This window comes from Paucilactobacillus nenjiangensis, assembly GCF_008632615.1.
Taxonomy (GTDB): domain Bacteria; phylum Bacillota; class Bacilli; order Lactobacillales; family Lactobacillaceae; genus Paucilactobacillus; species Paucilactobacillus nenjiangensis.
Genome location: NZ_CP043939.1, coordinates 118,235 through 132,043, shown reverse-complemented (window position 1 = coordinate 132,043; position 13,809 = coordinate 118,235). Strand labels below are relative to the sequence as shown.

Annotated in this window: 16 protein-coding genes; 7 read left to right on the top strand and 9 right to left on the bottom strand. The window is 37.0% G+C overall.

Features of this window, described 5'->3' with window-relative positions:
- Positions 1-15 precede the first annotated feature (15 nt).
- The 6 genes from F0161_RS00670 to F0161_RS00645 form a co-directional block, all read right to left on the bottom strand.
- On the bottom strand, positions 16-1,023 hold the full coding sequence (locus tag F0161_RS00670; RefSeq protein WP_150203139.1) for a hypothetical protein: 1,008 nt from the start codon (positions 1,021-1,023) through the stop codon (positions 16-18).
- Positions 1,024-1,228: 205 nt separating this feature from the next.
- Entirely contained in the window at positions 1,229-2,233 is a 1,005-nt protein-coding gene (locus F0161_RS00665) for a LacI family DNA-binding transcriptional regulator (RefSeq protein ID WP_150203137.1), read from the bottom strand.
- A 245-nt stretch (positions 2,234-2,478) separates the two neighbouring features.
- Positions 2,479-3,453, bottom strand: a complete 975-nt coding sequence (locus F0161_RS00660) for an NAD(P)-dependent oxidoreductase (RefSeq protein ID WP_137601694.1) — start codon at positions 3,451-3,453, stop codon at positions 2,479-2,481.
- Between the two features lie 55 nt (positions 3,454-3,508).
- Positions 3,509-3,979 carry a YhcH/YjgK/YiaL family protein gene (locus tag F0161_RS00655; protein WP_137601693.1) on the bottom strand — a complete coding sequence of 157 codons (471 nt, stop codon included), beginning with the start codon at positions 3,977-3,979 and terminating at the stop codon, positions 3,509-3,511.
- A 22-nt stretch (positions 3,980-4,001) separates the two neighbouring features.
- Positions 4,002-5,276 (bottom strand): MFS transporter, encoded by a 1,275-nt coding sequence (locus F0161_RS00650; protein ID WP_150203135.1) that lies wholly within the window; start codon positions 5,274-5,276, stop codon positions 4,002-4,004.
- Positions 5,277-5,286: 10 nt separating this feature from the next.
- Positions 5,287-5,736 carry a YhcH/YjgK/YiaL family protein gene (locus F0161_RS00645; RefSeq protein WP_150203134.1) on the bottom strand — a complete coding sequence of 150 codons (450 nt, stop codon included), beginning with the start codon at positions 5,734-5,736 and terminating at the stop codon, positions 5,287-5,289.
- Between the two features lie 491 nt (positions 5,737-6,227).
- Here F0161_RS00645 and F0161_RS00640 point away from each other — a divergent pair, with 491 nt between their 5' ends.
- The gene (locus F0161_RS00640; protein ID WP_150203132.1) at positions 6,228-6,992 is read left to right on the top strand and encodes a glucose 1-dehydrogenase; all 765 of its coding nucleotides are present in this window, start codon (positions 6,228-6,230) and stop codon (positions 6,990-6,992) included.
- A gap of 44 nt (positions 6,993-7,036) precedes the next feature.
- Here F0161_RS00640 and F0161_RS00635 read toward each other — a convergent pair whose 3' ends face one another.
- A complete protein-coding gene (locus tag F0161_RS00635) occupies positions 7,037-7,885 on the bottom strand; it encodes an SDR family oxidoreductase (protein WP_150203130.1) in 849 nt (282 codons plus the stop codon).
- A gap of 118 nt (positions 7,886-8,003) precedes the next feature.
- Between F0161_RS00635 and F0161_RS00630 the strand changes: the two genes are divergently transcribed.
- Both F0161_RS00630 and F0161_RS00625 read left to right on the top strand, forming a co-directional pair.
- Positions 8,004-8,771: an SDR family oxidoreductase gene (locus F0161_RS00630; protein WP_190318885.1), complete on the top strand. Its 768-nt coding sequence runs from the start codon at positions 8,004-8,006 to the stop codon at positions 8,769-8,771.
- Positions 8,772-8,937: 166 nt separating this feature from the next.
- Positions 8,938-9,357 (top strand): MarR family winged helix-turn-helix transcriptional regulator, encoded by a 420-nt coding sequence (locus tag F0161_RS00625; protein ID WP_190318884.1) that lies wholly within the window; start codon positions 8,938-8,940, stop codon positions 9,355-9,357.
- 1 nt (position 9,358) lies between these two features.
- Here F0161_RS00625 and F0161_RS00620 read toward each other — a convergent pair whose 3' ends face one another.
- The gene (locus F0161_RS00620; RefSeq protein ID WP_190318883.1) at positions 9,359-9,547 is read right to left on the bottom strand and encodes a hypothetical protein; all 189 of its coding nucleotides are present in this window, start codon (positions 9,545-9,547) and stop codon (positions 9,359-9,361) included.
- 489 nt (positions 9,548-10,036) lie between these two features.
- On the opposite strand from F0161_RS00620, the gene F0161_RS00615 reads away from it, so the two are divergent.
- Entirely contained in the window at positions 10,037-10,324 is a 288-nt protein-coding gene (locus F0161_RS00615) for a transposase (protein ID WP_003688751.1), read from the top strand.
- Between the two features lie 23 nt (positions 10,325-10,347).
- Positions 10,348-11,226 (top strand): IS3 family transposase, encoded by an 879-nt coding sequence (locus F0161_RS00610; RefSeq protein ID WP_150203122.1) that lies wholly within the window; start codon positions 10,348-10,350, stop codon positions 11,224-11,226.
- A gap of 247 nt (positions 11,227-11,473) precedes the next feature.
- Here the strand turns inward: F0161_RS00610 and F0161_RS00605 are convergent, their stop codons facing one another.
- The gene (locus F0161_RS00605; protein WP_190318882.1) at positions 11,474-12,397 is read right to left on the bottom strand and encodes an NADP-dependent oxidoreductase; all 924 of its coding nucleotides are present in this window, start codon (positions 12,395-12,397) and stop codon (positions 11,474-11,476) included.
- Positions 12,398-12,598: 201 nt separating this feature from the next.
- Here F0161_RS00605 and F0161_RS00600 point away from each other — a divergent pair, with 201 nt between their 5' ends.
- Together F0161_RS00600 and F0161_RS00595 are read left to right on the top strand one after the other, a co-directional pair.
- The gene (locus tag F0161_RS00600) at positions 12,599-13,048 is read left to right on the top strand and encodes a LytTR family DNA-binding domain-containing protein (RefSeq protein ID WP_150203118.1); all 450 of its coding nucleotides are present in this window, start codon (positions 12,599-12,601) and stop codon (positions 13,046-13,048) included.
- 5 nt (positions 13,049-13,053) lie between these two features.
- The gene (locus F0161_RS00595; protein ID WP_137601677.1) at positions 13,054-13,779 is read left to right on the top strand and encodes a LiaF transmembrane domain-containing protein; all 726 of its coding nucleotides are present in this window, start codon (positions 13,054-13,056) and stop codon (positions 13,777-13,779) included.
- Positions 13,780-13,809 lie beyond the last annotated feature (30 nt).

Sequence of the window (13,809 nt, the reverse complement as noted above, 5' to 3'; positions counted from 1 at the left end):
CACCTATTATATTGCCTATTCAGAGTCGCTAATCTTATACACAGCTACTTCATCTGATTCACGGTTGGCAGAAAATATATATTGTATTCCATCTTTTTCATACACAGTTGCATTACTTGGACCAACTTGGTTGTCTACTAATTGGATATTAATTTTATTGTCTTCAAAATTAATTAACTCAAGATCTTGTTTCCCCTCACGATAGCCAAAAACAAAATATTGCTTTGATCCGATTTTTCCTCCCCAAATGGCATGTCCAAATGGAGTTTCTGGTTCACTTTTATAAAGTGTATTGAAATTTGAATCGTATATTCTCGTGTATGGACCATGAAATCCTTCAATAGTTAGATATTCGTCCTTACCATCACCATTTATATCTGCGGTGGCAATGTCGCTAGTTTCCACTGCGACCAGCTGTGTAAGCTTCCAATCAGATTCTTTTGTTGGATAATCTACTCGATAAACTCCTCGAACACCTGTGATTAAAGAATAATTACCCATATTTTTGTAACCATGATTTTTTGTTAAAGTAAAATCTAAATCTCTAAGATTATCAACCTCTTCAGATTCATCATTGTAATCTCCGACCCATACCTTACCTGGATCCGTCCAATCATCTACATTTTTCTTTGAGTTAGCAATGGAACAACCAATAAACCATAATCCTTGTTCATGTTGAATCAAATCAAAACGGTGTACATAAGGAAAATCACCAACAATGGATTGATCCCAGTCTGTTCCATTAAACGTTTCTTTCACTATTCGACAATTTTTTGAATTAAAGCCTGGATAAAATTTTTGCGTTGCCAAAAAGTTTAACGTACCAGGAATTTGAATCATCGTCATCGTTCCACCAACATCATTCCAAACGCTAATTTTCTTAAAATTATCATTTAAATCATATGCGAAACATGGTCCCTCTTCTTCAGATGCCACTACTAGAAAATCGTGATCATTATTTTCCAGCCGCATAATTGCGTAACAATGATCCAATTGATCTGAAAATATTTTTGCAGTATTCATTTTGACTACCTTTCATTTTAAAAATTTTTCGATGTTAACCGCTTAACTAAACTAGAAAAAAAATATGAACCTGTCATTCATATTCTGCACCGAATAAGTCGGGTAAAGCATTGTAAAACTTATTTAAAATTTGTTAACCGCTTAACTATACAGTAATTGTATTCGTTTTCTCTTTAAAAGTCAATAAAACACTATAACTATCTAATTAAAATGACTCCCTTAATTCCATTCTTGTTGGTACCACAATCCTTTGTGGTAATTTTGGAGTTTTATTTTCGTCAACAAGCTTATTTATCAATGTTTTTACAGCAGTAACTCCCATTTCAAATGAATCTTGATGAACGCAACTAATACCTGGAGTCATTATTTCCATCCAATCGAGATCTTCGTATGAACCAATACCATAATCATCTGGATATTTTTTCCCTAATGCTCTCATTGCTTGAATCAGACTTATCAATACTTTCCCATTCATTGAAAAAAAGCCGACTTTTTTATGTTCGTTCTCATTGATAATTTTACTTAAAATTGACTTAAGTTGATCAATATTGCTTTTATGATTGTCAATTTCTATACAGTGAGAATCATGTTTATACTGTGTAGCTTCTAAAAAGCCTTGATAACGAATTAGTCTAGTACTAACTTGTTCAATTGGCCAAGTAATAAAATACATTTCTTCATAACCATTTTTTAACATCGTCGAGACAAATTTATTCACCGCATTAAAATTATCAGTCACAACGGTATCAATTTGTATGCTCAATGCCTCCCTATCCAGCATTACTGCATCGTTATTGCTTAATGTTTTAAAAATAGGACTCTGAGCATCAACAGGATCAATTATTAGGCCAGATACATTTTGTCGTTTTAACTTATTTATATTTTCTATTTCTTGTGCAGAGTCAGAATTTGAATTAGTGAATATAACTGTGTATCCTAACAATCCACATGCATCATAAATTCCCGAAAGGACGGTCGAAGTAAACGGATTTGTGATGTCAGCGACAGATACGCCAATTGTCTTTGCATCATTTGTTGCCAAATCGTGAGCAATTGAACTGGGGATATAATTAGTTTCTTGTATCATTTGTTCAATTTTATTTCTCGTTTTACTCGACATTTTTGAGTAGTTCCCATTTAAATAGTTAGAAACGGTTGCAGTCGACACGTTTACCATTTGTGCAATATCTTTGATTGTTAATTTTTCCAAAAAAAGTTCCTCCGACCTTATTAGTCTGAAATATTACGACCATTTGATGACTAACTATTTCTTAATGTAAATTTGTCAATAACGTTTGTAATACCCTGTATGTTTAATTTGTCTCTTAAGAATTAACTTTAACATAAACTCTATCATGAATTATTGTCAATGCAAAATAATCCATTTTCGTGAAAAAAATAAAGTATTGATTTCAAAATATCAATACTTTACTTTTAAATTACAAAACTTTTAAATTACAAATATTTTTCAACGTTGTTAACCATGTTAGTTGCTTTCCCATCGTTCAGTACAGAAATAATATTATTTGCGGCTTCAGCTGCAATATCTATTCTTGCTTCAAGCGTTCCAGTACCAGCATGTGGTGACAAAATAACATTATCTAGTTGACGCAATGCTTCTGGAACATCTGGTTCAGTTTCAAAAACATCTAAACCTGCTCCAGCAATATCGTGATTTTCAAGAGCTTCTACTAAATCACTTTGGTTTATCAGTACGCCACGAGCAGCATTTACAATATAGGCGGTATTTTTCATCTCGCTAAATACTTTAGCATTAAAGATACCTTGAGTTGAAGGTAGTGCAGGTGCATGCAATGTGATAACGTCTGAATTTTTTACAAGTTCTTCGAATTCAACATACTTTACATCCAATTCCTTCTCAAGCTTTTCTGATAGTCGATAAGCATCATTATAAATCACACTCATTCCCAAAGCTTGAGCAAATTTACCAACTGTACTTCCTATACGTCCCATACCAAAAATTCCTAAAGTTTTTCCTTGAAGACTCATACCCATATATCTTTGTTCACTCACGTCAACCCAATTTCCAGAACGAACAATCGCGTCATACTCATGTAAATGCCGTACAGTTGCCAATAATAATGCAATTGTCATCTCGGCGGTTGGAACTCGAACGCCTTGTGGTGCATTTGCAACAACAATTCCTTTTTCCTTAGCATATTCTATATCAACATGATCGAATCCAACAGCATTTACTGCGATAACTTTTAAATTTGTGGCAGCTTCGATTAATTCTCTATCACCCTTTGTACCCATTAAAAGTAATCCTTCATACTCACTAATATGCTGTAAAATCCATTCACGCGAGTATGGTTCACCATTGGTATACGTAACATCGCAAACTTCTTCAATTTTTTCGAGGCCCTGTTCTGGAATAATTCCCGTGACTAAAACTTTTTTCTTTGCCATAAATTAATTTCCCTTTCTGATTAACCTAGCGTTGGATAGGTTAGCTTTGCACATACTAATCGATTGCAACTTTTACAACAACTTTGCGATTATGTCCAACCTTGCCATCAACAACACCATGTGCAGCATGTAGATCTGCAGGATAGAAGGTTGCATAATGTCGATCTGTTAATAATGCTTTACCATGTTGCGTACGTGGGTGCCCAAAAAATTGAATCTCAACCTCAGGATCATATTCACTAACAGCATCGGCAGTCCCTTCATCAGCCCAACGGACCCATTCTGCACCTTTAATCATATAGTGAATATCAACATGTTCACGATGTGTCTCATAATTCATCGTATCGTATTGACGGCTATCATAACTCTGAAATCTTAACTCTACACCTTCGGCAATAACTTTGTTTCCAATGGGTTCTGCAAGTAATTCATCTGTTGATTTAGAATCTAGCCAATCTAATGCAGTTTGAATTCGTGCTTGTACCTTTTCATTGTTTGTGTGACTCTTGCTTAATCCAAATTCCATAATTAATTTCTCCTTTTTTGTTTTACTCTTCAATTGCTGCGGCAGGTGCTGCAGCATACTTATCTGCATCCGATTCTCTTACAAACAGTAGTGCAACCACTGCAATCAGTGGAAATACCGAAATAATCAAGTATGCAGACACATAACTACCAGTGGCAGCTAAGATTTGCCCTAACAAGACTGGTGCTAAGAACGAACCTGATTGGTTAAATGCATTTATGAACCCCGAAACTGTTCCTCTTTGATCAGTAGGTGCTACTTCCACTGAAAGATTGTTGGTAATAGTACTAAACATAAATGCGCCAACACCCATTGCACCTGTCCAGAAATACAGCATAAATAAGTTCCCATGTGGGGTTAGTGCAAAGCCAATAATTGTTGGAGTAAAAATAGCCATAAAAATTGATGCCCACACATGACGTGACCACTTAGAATGATCTGAAATCCAGCCAGCAACTATCATTGATACAAGGGAAGTTATACCAAAAATTGACATTGCAGTTCCGGCAGTAATTACGCTAAATTTCAAACTTTTTACGATAAATAAGTTAGCCCAATTTGTAACTCCCCACTTAGCACCAGTTGCAAACAATCCTGTAATAGCTAGCATCCAAACACTTCTATTATTTATAGCACCTTTCAAGCGAGAAATTGCTGACTCTGTTTTAACCTCACCATTTGCTTTTTTAATTCCAAATTGTTGTGGAAATGGAGGATTGCCCTTCAAAGCAAAGTATGCAAAGAATAATGCAGCAAGTGGGAATAGTGCTGTTACACCCATTGTTGCTCTCCAACCATAGTGAACCATTACTGAAGGAGCATAGATATTAATAACTGTTAATCCAAACGAAGTACATGTATTAAAAATACCAGTAGCTGTTGCCCTCTTTTTTCCATCAAACCATTCTGTAATGATTCCCAAACATGCTGATAAATCAGGACCACTTACTAGTCCTAGAAGGAAACGTAATCCAAATCCCATCCAGTATCCCTGCATAAACACCATTGCAATCATTACTACAAAGTTCCCCAGGACGGCTGCTAACAGCATTTTTTTATAACCAAACTTATCTGCTAACATTCCACCAGGCAAAACTGAAATAGCATATCCAATATAAAATATAGTAACGTAAGAGTTCCCTTGTTGAACTGTAAAATGTAGTGAATCAATTGCGGTTGGCATAATCGTTGACCAAGATAAACGCGTAATAAAGCTGATCAAAAATGCAAGCCAAATTCCAGCAATAATAAAGAATTGTTTAGCAGTCCATTTACTTTGTAAAGTCGCATTATTCATTCCATTGTTCCTACCTTCCTAATTTCAAAACAATTTTTCTAACATGTCCTGGCTTTCCAATAAATCCATTCGTCCGATGTGGCTCATGCATACCAATTAAAACAAAATCACCTTGATGCAACAAAACTTGATTAAAATATTTTGGTACTTGGACGTATTGAAGATCCCGATCAGAATTGTAATCTAATAGCTTAACGAATTGTGTATCTGGTGATACATCAATTCTTTCTTCACCTTCAACAATGTAATGCAAATCTAATCGATTTTCATGGACTTCAAAGTCAAGTTTTTCAATATCTTCAGTTTCATACTCCAATGTTTGGCAATAAAACTTGCTACCCTCCTGATTACTACGTCCGAGTGGTGTTTTATTTAAATCCGTATTTTGCAAAAAAGTCATCGCTTTTTGCAACTTGTCATAATCTGCTAGGTCAATATTTGCTCGATTAGAAAATAACATATTTATGTCATCCTTTCATTACATTTTTTAGTTAAACGGTTAATAAAATTAAAAAATACACAAACTCCTTAAAAATATATAAATCTTGTATTACCAAGGCATTAACGTGCTTTGAATGGTATGTAAAAGCTGTAAATTTAAGTTAACCGGTTAAGTAACTTTTACGATTGCCATTGTATCCGCTTTCAAAAAAATAGTCAAGAACTAATTTTAATTTTGCTAAAATTCACAAACGCCTTTTTAACGCTAATTATAACGTATCCTTAACTTCTTGCATTACAAAAAATATTACTTGTGAATATTTTCTCATATTAAATTTTGTGATTTTGAGCATTAAAAATTTTCTTTGAAATTCATTATTTCAATAACTTAATTAACAAATTATTGTTAATTGATCTTTATTTATTATCCATAAGCAAATATTGCATGCGTCTGCATTTATTGGAGTACAATTATTATAGAGCAAAAAATACAAATATGGAGGTAACATCATGTCAGGAAAATTAGAAGGAAGAGTTGCGATTATCACAGGGAGTGGCTCCGGCATGGGTAAGGCAATTGCCAGTTTGTACGCATCTGAAGGTGCAATCGTTATGATTGCAGACTTTAACGAAGCCGCAATTAATGAGACGGTCAAAGAAATTACTGACGCCGGTGGAAAAGCTTCTGGCTTTGTCGCTGATATGAGTAAAGAAAACGACATTATTGACTTAGTCCAAGCGACTGTGGAACGTTATGACCACGTAAATATTCTCGTCAACAATGCCGGTATTTTGGATAACTTTAGAACGGTTACTAATACTTCCACTAACGATTGGAATCGAGTATTAGCTGTTAATTTGAATGGCCCTTACATGGCCTCACGTGAAGCTATCAACGTCATGCTTGATCAACCAGATGGCGGAGTAATTATCAACACTGCTTCCGTTGGTGGGTTGTTTGGTGTTCGTGGTGGAGCCGCTTATACTGCTTCGAAACATGGCATTATTGGTTTAACTCAAAATATTGCCGGAACATATGGCATCTATAACAACATTCGTGCTAATGCGATTGCTCCTGGTGGTGTGGAAACCAATTTAACTAACACTATTAAAGATCCAGATGAACTCGGCATGAAAGCAATTAGTGCGTTGGGTCCTTCGCCAATGGGTAAACCAGAAGAAATTGCCAAAGTTGCCTTGTTCTTAGCATCTGATGACTCATCATTTGTGAATGGTGCAGTTGTCACTGTTGATGGTGGTTTAACAGCAAGTTAATATGTATACAAAAAGTTCTCGAAAATTCGAGAACTTTTTGTATGCTATTTCAATTCAAAACGGTCCAAGTATTCTGTAAATGACACTGGCTCACGGCCTAATAACCATGATAGGACGTTGGAATTACCATCTAATCCCCAAGTGGAGTATGAATAAGCTAGCTGTTCAAAGCCTTTTCTAAAGTACAAATCCGTGGCACCAATTTGATCTAAGAATTCGTCGACCGGCACGTAAACTGCTGTGGCATTGGTATCGAACTTTTCATTAAAAATTTGCACAAGTTCGTTGGGTGATAATGGTTCTGTCCCCACTAATTCATACGTTGCCTTGTTATGTTTGGAGGGCTTAATCAGAATCGATTTAAGCACTTGCGCCACATCAGCTGGATCCACATAAGAAACACGGCTATCAGGTTGATAGAAAATACGATATTCCCCAGTTGATTTAACCATTTCAGGATCAAAATTATGCATATAATGCATTGGCTGTAAGATAGTATAGGTTAAATCAGTCTCCATCCCCTTGTAAATTAAATGTTCTTCCACATCTCGTTTAGCCACATGTTGCAGCAACGTCGTCAAAATTGGATGCGTCACCGAAATGAATACAAATTGTTCAATATTTTCTGCGGCCGCCGTATCAACTAATTGCTGACCAATTAATGCTTCTTGGGGCGAAAACAATGGTGGAATGTAAACCACTTGATCAACTTCTTTCAGCATCGATTGAATAAAATGTAAATCCGTTAAATCACCAACATAGGCCTGCTTAACTCCTGGGATTTCCTTAACTTGCGGATCAATATCCGTCACTGCCACATCAAATCCACCGGCCACCAAGCTTTCAACCATAATGCCACCAGTATGTCCGGCAGCTGAAGTTACTAAAATCATTTTGATGCCCTCCTTTCATTTTTCATGGCTATTGTATCATCATTCACAATTTAAATGCAAATGCATGCAATTGTGTAACAAACATGCTATACTTCCAGCAAAAGGAGGAATTGCTGCTATGAAACTAAACAATCAGACAATCGTTATCACCGGTGGAACTACTGGCATTGGCTTTGCCCTAGCTCAACAACTTATCGAGATGGGTAATCAAGTTATTGCGGTCGACTTCAACGAACAAAATATTCAAACCGCACAACAAAATGAACCACGACTACATGTTATCCAAGCCGATTTGATTACTGCCAGTGCGCGCGAACAATTAGTCGAAGAGCTCAACGCTAAATTTCCCGACTACAGTGTTTTAATCAACAATGCCGGCATTCAGCGGTGGATTAATTTGCAAAATGCCCATAAAGACTGGTCCTACTACCAGCAAGAACTACAAATTGACTTCGAAGCTCCCATGCATTTGAGTATCCTGACTTTGGATCATTTATTACATCAATCAGATGCCGCCATCGTCAACGTCTCATCTGGATTAGTCATTAACCCCGGTGTTTGGGTCCCATTTTATACCGCTGGCAAAACTGGTCTGCATGGCTTTACAGAAGTCCTCCGGTTACAAGTGGATGCTACCGGTTTGAAAGTATTTGAAATTTTACCCCCTGCCGTGAATACTTCCTTGGGTGGTTCTAACGAACATAGCTATGGTTCAGACTTAGCTGACTTTATTACGGCCGTCATTTCACAATTGGAAAATGATGTTCCCCACATCACTTTTGATACCTCAACTGAACAATTAAATGCCACTAAAGCCGAAAACGACGAACGCACCAAACAAACTTGGGCAATGTTCAAAGATAACCCAACTTATTTAGATTCATAATTTGAAATCTAACGCGCTTTTTGAGTCTACAAACTCAGCACAAACTAAATACGCTGTTTATCCAATTGTGCGGATAAACAGCATATTTTAATTGTATCTTGCCTTATTTCACAGCTTATTTTTTGGTACAATGAGACAAAATAACCTATTGAAAAGAGTTGACCATATGAATTCACAACCAACTGATTTGGTACAACAGCTCGCCATTTTAGACCGGCAAGTTGCTAGTACCATCAATATAAAACTGAAGCCCTTTGGTTTAACCGCCAACAACTATTTCTATTTATTGAAATTGAAAGACAATCCAAACATCATTTCCAGTGACTTTAATCGACTTGTACAACTCAATCAGAGTAGTGTCACACGTGCGATTAACTCACTTGTCGAAGATGGATTAGTGATAAAATCCGTCTCGAATCATGACCGCCGCAGTGACCATTTGCAGCTCACAGAAACAGGCCTGTTAATTGCTGAACAGGCCGAGCGCGTAATTAATGAATTGAATCATGATTTAAATATTCAAACTAAGCAAAGATACTTATACGATATGATTGCTAAAGCTCAAACTGTCCTTAAAAAAATGTAACTTATTCTTTGATTGCTTGAAGTTGCTTTTGCACCTCTTGGAGTGACGCCGTCAATTCTTGTACGTTGTCTGTCAGTGCAGTAATTTGTTTATCCATTTCGAGATTTGCACTCGCTAAATAGGTAATTTCTGTTTGTGCTGCATTTAATCTAAGTTCCAAGCGTCGCATTTCGTGAGTTCTATCCATCATAGTACCTCCCTCAATTTAAATTCATTATAACGATGTCAAAATAGCACCTCAAGGATTTTCCTCAACCTTAATTATTCTTAATATTTTTTTCACAAGCTTACATTGACTACGTTAATTTTGCGCTTTTACATTAATCTTTTTTGGTTGAGTTTTTTAGATGGATGTACTATATTAGTAGATGAAAAGAGAGTTAACTGTCGTAGCAGTTAACTCTCCGCCTAACATTAGTATCATATGTTGATATAAAGCAGTCGCCTAAGCGATTGCTTTATTTTTTTGACTTAAATGCATGACTTAAGGCAAGAATAATCGTTAATAGATTATTAATGGCCTGACATGCATCGCAGAATAGTTGAAACCTATCCAACTCAACAGATGACCTTTCTCTAATTTTCATTATGGGCCTCCTGGGCCTAGAATAAAAAGTGTACAAGTTAAATAGAGACTCTGATTTAGTATAATTAAGGAAGTAAATTGGAGGATCAAATAATGACGAAGCACAGTTATGACAAGGAATTTAAGGAACAGGCCGTTCAGTATTACTTAGATAACAAGGATCACATGACCATGAATGAAATAAGTAAGAATCTAGGTATTGGGGCTAGTACATTACATAAATGGATTAAGCTGTTTACTGAGACTGGGGAGTTTGGCCGTGGCTCTGGTAATTTTGCCAGCGATAAGGACAAGGAGATTGCACGACTAAAGCGTCAACTTCGTGACGCTGAAGGAGCGATCGAAGTGTTAAAAAAATCAATCGGGATTCTGAGCAAGTAACTACCGAAAAGGTATACCAAGAAATGGACGTTCAGCACGCTTTGGAATCCCACCCTTCCATCAATGGTATGTGTGATTATGTTGGAATCTCAAGAAGTGGTTACTATCAACGAGAAAAGCGTCATAATCACCAATCACCGCGAAAGCTTCGGAAGAAGTTTATTCAAGGTGAAATTAAAGCAATTTGGCTCAAAAGCCTTTGTATTTACGGTGCCGGCAAAATCACCCAAGAACTTCGCTCAAAAGGATATAAGATCGCTGAACGAACTGTTGGTAAGTATATGCGTGAACTTGGCATTCACGCCGTTTACCTAACCCCTTGGACGACTACCACTCGCAATTCTAAGTTTGATAAACAGCTAATAAATATTTTAGACGAGCAGTTCAATCCATTGCGACCAAACGCCGTTTGGTGCATTGACACCACTTATATTCCAGTTCATGACGGATTCGTTTATTTAACCAGTATTATGGACTTGTACTCCAGACGGATCATTGGTTGGGACTTATCTGAAACCTTGGAGGTATCGAATGTCATCCCACTTATTGAAAAGACTAAGCACAGTCGCCATATTAGCAAGCCATTAATCATGCACAGTGATCGTGGTAGTCAGTTTACGTCTGAAGATTACAATCAAGCTACAGCTAACATGACATTAAGCTATTCAAAGAAAGCTTATCCTTGGGATAATGCCTGCATTGAGTCGTTTCATGCCTTGATTAAGCGTGAATGGATAAATCGGTTTAAAATCCATTCATACTCCGAAGCTAAACGACTAGTTTTTCAGTACATTGAAACGTTTTACAACACAGTTAGAATTCACAGTCACTGTGGATTCAAATCACCAAATCAACTTGAAGATGAGTATCAAACTCAAATTCAAAATTTAGTCGTGGCATAGGACAAAAAAGTCTCTATTTAAATTGTCTATTTTATTGACAGGGGACCAATTTTTACCACTGGGATTGCTGAAATTCCAATGTTGATTCTGTATCAAAAGAGTCACAATGTACCAGCAGTCTTAATTGCCAACACCATATGCTTATCGATTTTATACTGGTTTGTTTAGTCTGATAATGCAAAATACCATCGCAGCATTGACTGTGATGGTATTTTTTCTACATTTAAATTTTAAATATTAGTTGAGCTTAACGCACTAGGACGATGCGACCAGGAGCATGTGATGACTCTAGCAGCTCATGTCCATCAATCACACCTTGCAATGTCAATGGTAATTGTTTGAAGATGTTGACTTTAACATCCCCATTAGCTAACATTTGAGTCAACTCTGTTAATGCCTTATGATTAATTGTGGCTGACAATGGATGGACGTGTTCCACATTCACCCGTGGCTTGTTTGGTAATTCTGCACCTTGGCCAACGGTAGCTGCTTGTCCATCAGGTTTCACCACTTGATCAATTAAGGCATCATTATTACCATTTAAAGCTGCATTCAACACTACGTCTGCTTGATTAGCAAATTTTGCGCCAACATCTTCTTGATCATAAAAACCCATTTCATCGACACCTAAATCTTTGAGTAATTGTTCATTCCGAGATGAGGCAATCCCAATGACATGGGCACCCAAAGCCTTGGCAACCTGTACAATAATCGTACCCACTCCACCAGAAGCCCCGTTGACCAGTACGGTGTTGCCTTTTTTAACTTCAGTAAATTGAGTTAACATATTATACGCTGTAATTCCTGGTGTAACTAACGCTACCGCGTCTTCATTTGACACATTCCCAGGTTTTTTAACAATGTGAGATGTCGTCAGCACGACTTTATCGGCATAAGATGGTCCACCTTGAGCAATCACGAGATCACCAACTTGAAAATCATTCACATCCGCACCAACTTGGATAATTTCACCGACTAAATCTCGTCCTGGAATAATTGGAAAATTACTGCCGCCAAACATACCGGCCCGTTGTGATCGCTCAAAATTATTGAGCCCCACCACTTTTGTTTCCACAATCACTTGATTACCAGCAGAGATTTCTGGTTCATTCACTTCAATCGTTTCAAATACTTCCGGGCCACCAAACTTTGTATATCCAAATGCTTTCATTTCAGTTACCTCTCTTTTCAATTGATGATTGACTATATGCTTATGATAACTGACTTTTTCACATATGAACAACATTTCGATTTGTTAATTTCCCGGGTGATTATTTCAGACCACTTAGGGTAAAATTTCATCCACTTATACATAATATATTTACATGGTCTGTCTTCCATGGTGTAATAATATTTGCGAAAGGAACCCGTTATGAAAATCAAATTCGAATTCGATGACAATTTAACAGATACTGAAATCGTAATTAAAGCGGCAGAAGATACCGCTGAAATTCAACGGTTAGCACAACTTTTAGAAGCTAATGCCACGACCGTTCCCAAATTTACTTTCTATAAAGATGACAGTGAATACTATCTCAGTCTCAACACCATTTTATTTTTTGAAACTGATGAGCGTGCAGTTCATGCACATACTGCCAACGATGTTTTTACCATTAAGTATCGACTGTATGAGTTGGAATCATCGCTCCCCGATAGTTTCATTCGAATCTCTAAATCAGCCATTGTTAACGTAGCACAAATTTTTGCACTGACTTGTTCGCTTTCCAATGTCTTGATTGAATTTCAAGATTCACATAAACAAATTTATGCTTCCCGACGATACGCTAAGCAACTTAAAGATAAATTAAATCAAACGAGGTAATTATTATGAAATTTTTCAGAGTTTTCTGGGGGCTATTCTTCATTGTCGCAGCCGGAACATTTATCGGCACACAAACGGGGCTCATATCTATTGACCTCCCCATTTTTGCAATCATCGCATCGATTATTTTAGTCGCCGTCTTTATTCATAGCCTGTTTACGAAGAGTATCATAGGAATCATTTTTTCTGCTGCACTCGAAGCAATTGTTCTCGCAGGTCCACTCAACTGGAATATTGGTGCCGGCCCAATTTTGATTACGGCCTTGCTGCTATCAATTGGCATTTCAATCTTATTTCGAGGCTCGGGCATCAGGCGCCATGGCGAATGGGTCATGCATCATCATCGTGATGTGTATCATCATGCCATTGACCCTGACGTAGAAACTATCGATGGTGCTATTAACGGTCATATCGAAATTGACAATCGCTTTACTGGCAGCGTTCGCTACGTTCAAGAAGACGATTTTAAAAGTGCCAATATCACTGCCTACATGGCTGGTACCAAAGTGTATTTTGATAAATCGACTATTCAAGGCGATACTGCTAACATCCATTTGGATATTGATTTAAGTGGCACCGATATCTTTGTCCCTGCAGACTGGAACCTAATAATCAACGTGAATAATTATATGGGTGGCATCGAAGAAAAGGGGCGTGGTAACACCAACGGACCAAAAGTAACAGTCACCGGTCGGGTTCGAATGTCTGGATTAACAATTCATTACGTCTAACATGTAATTGTGAGGAAAATGACATCACTT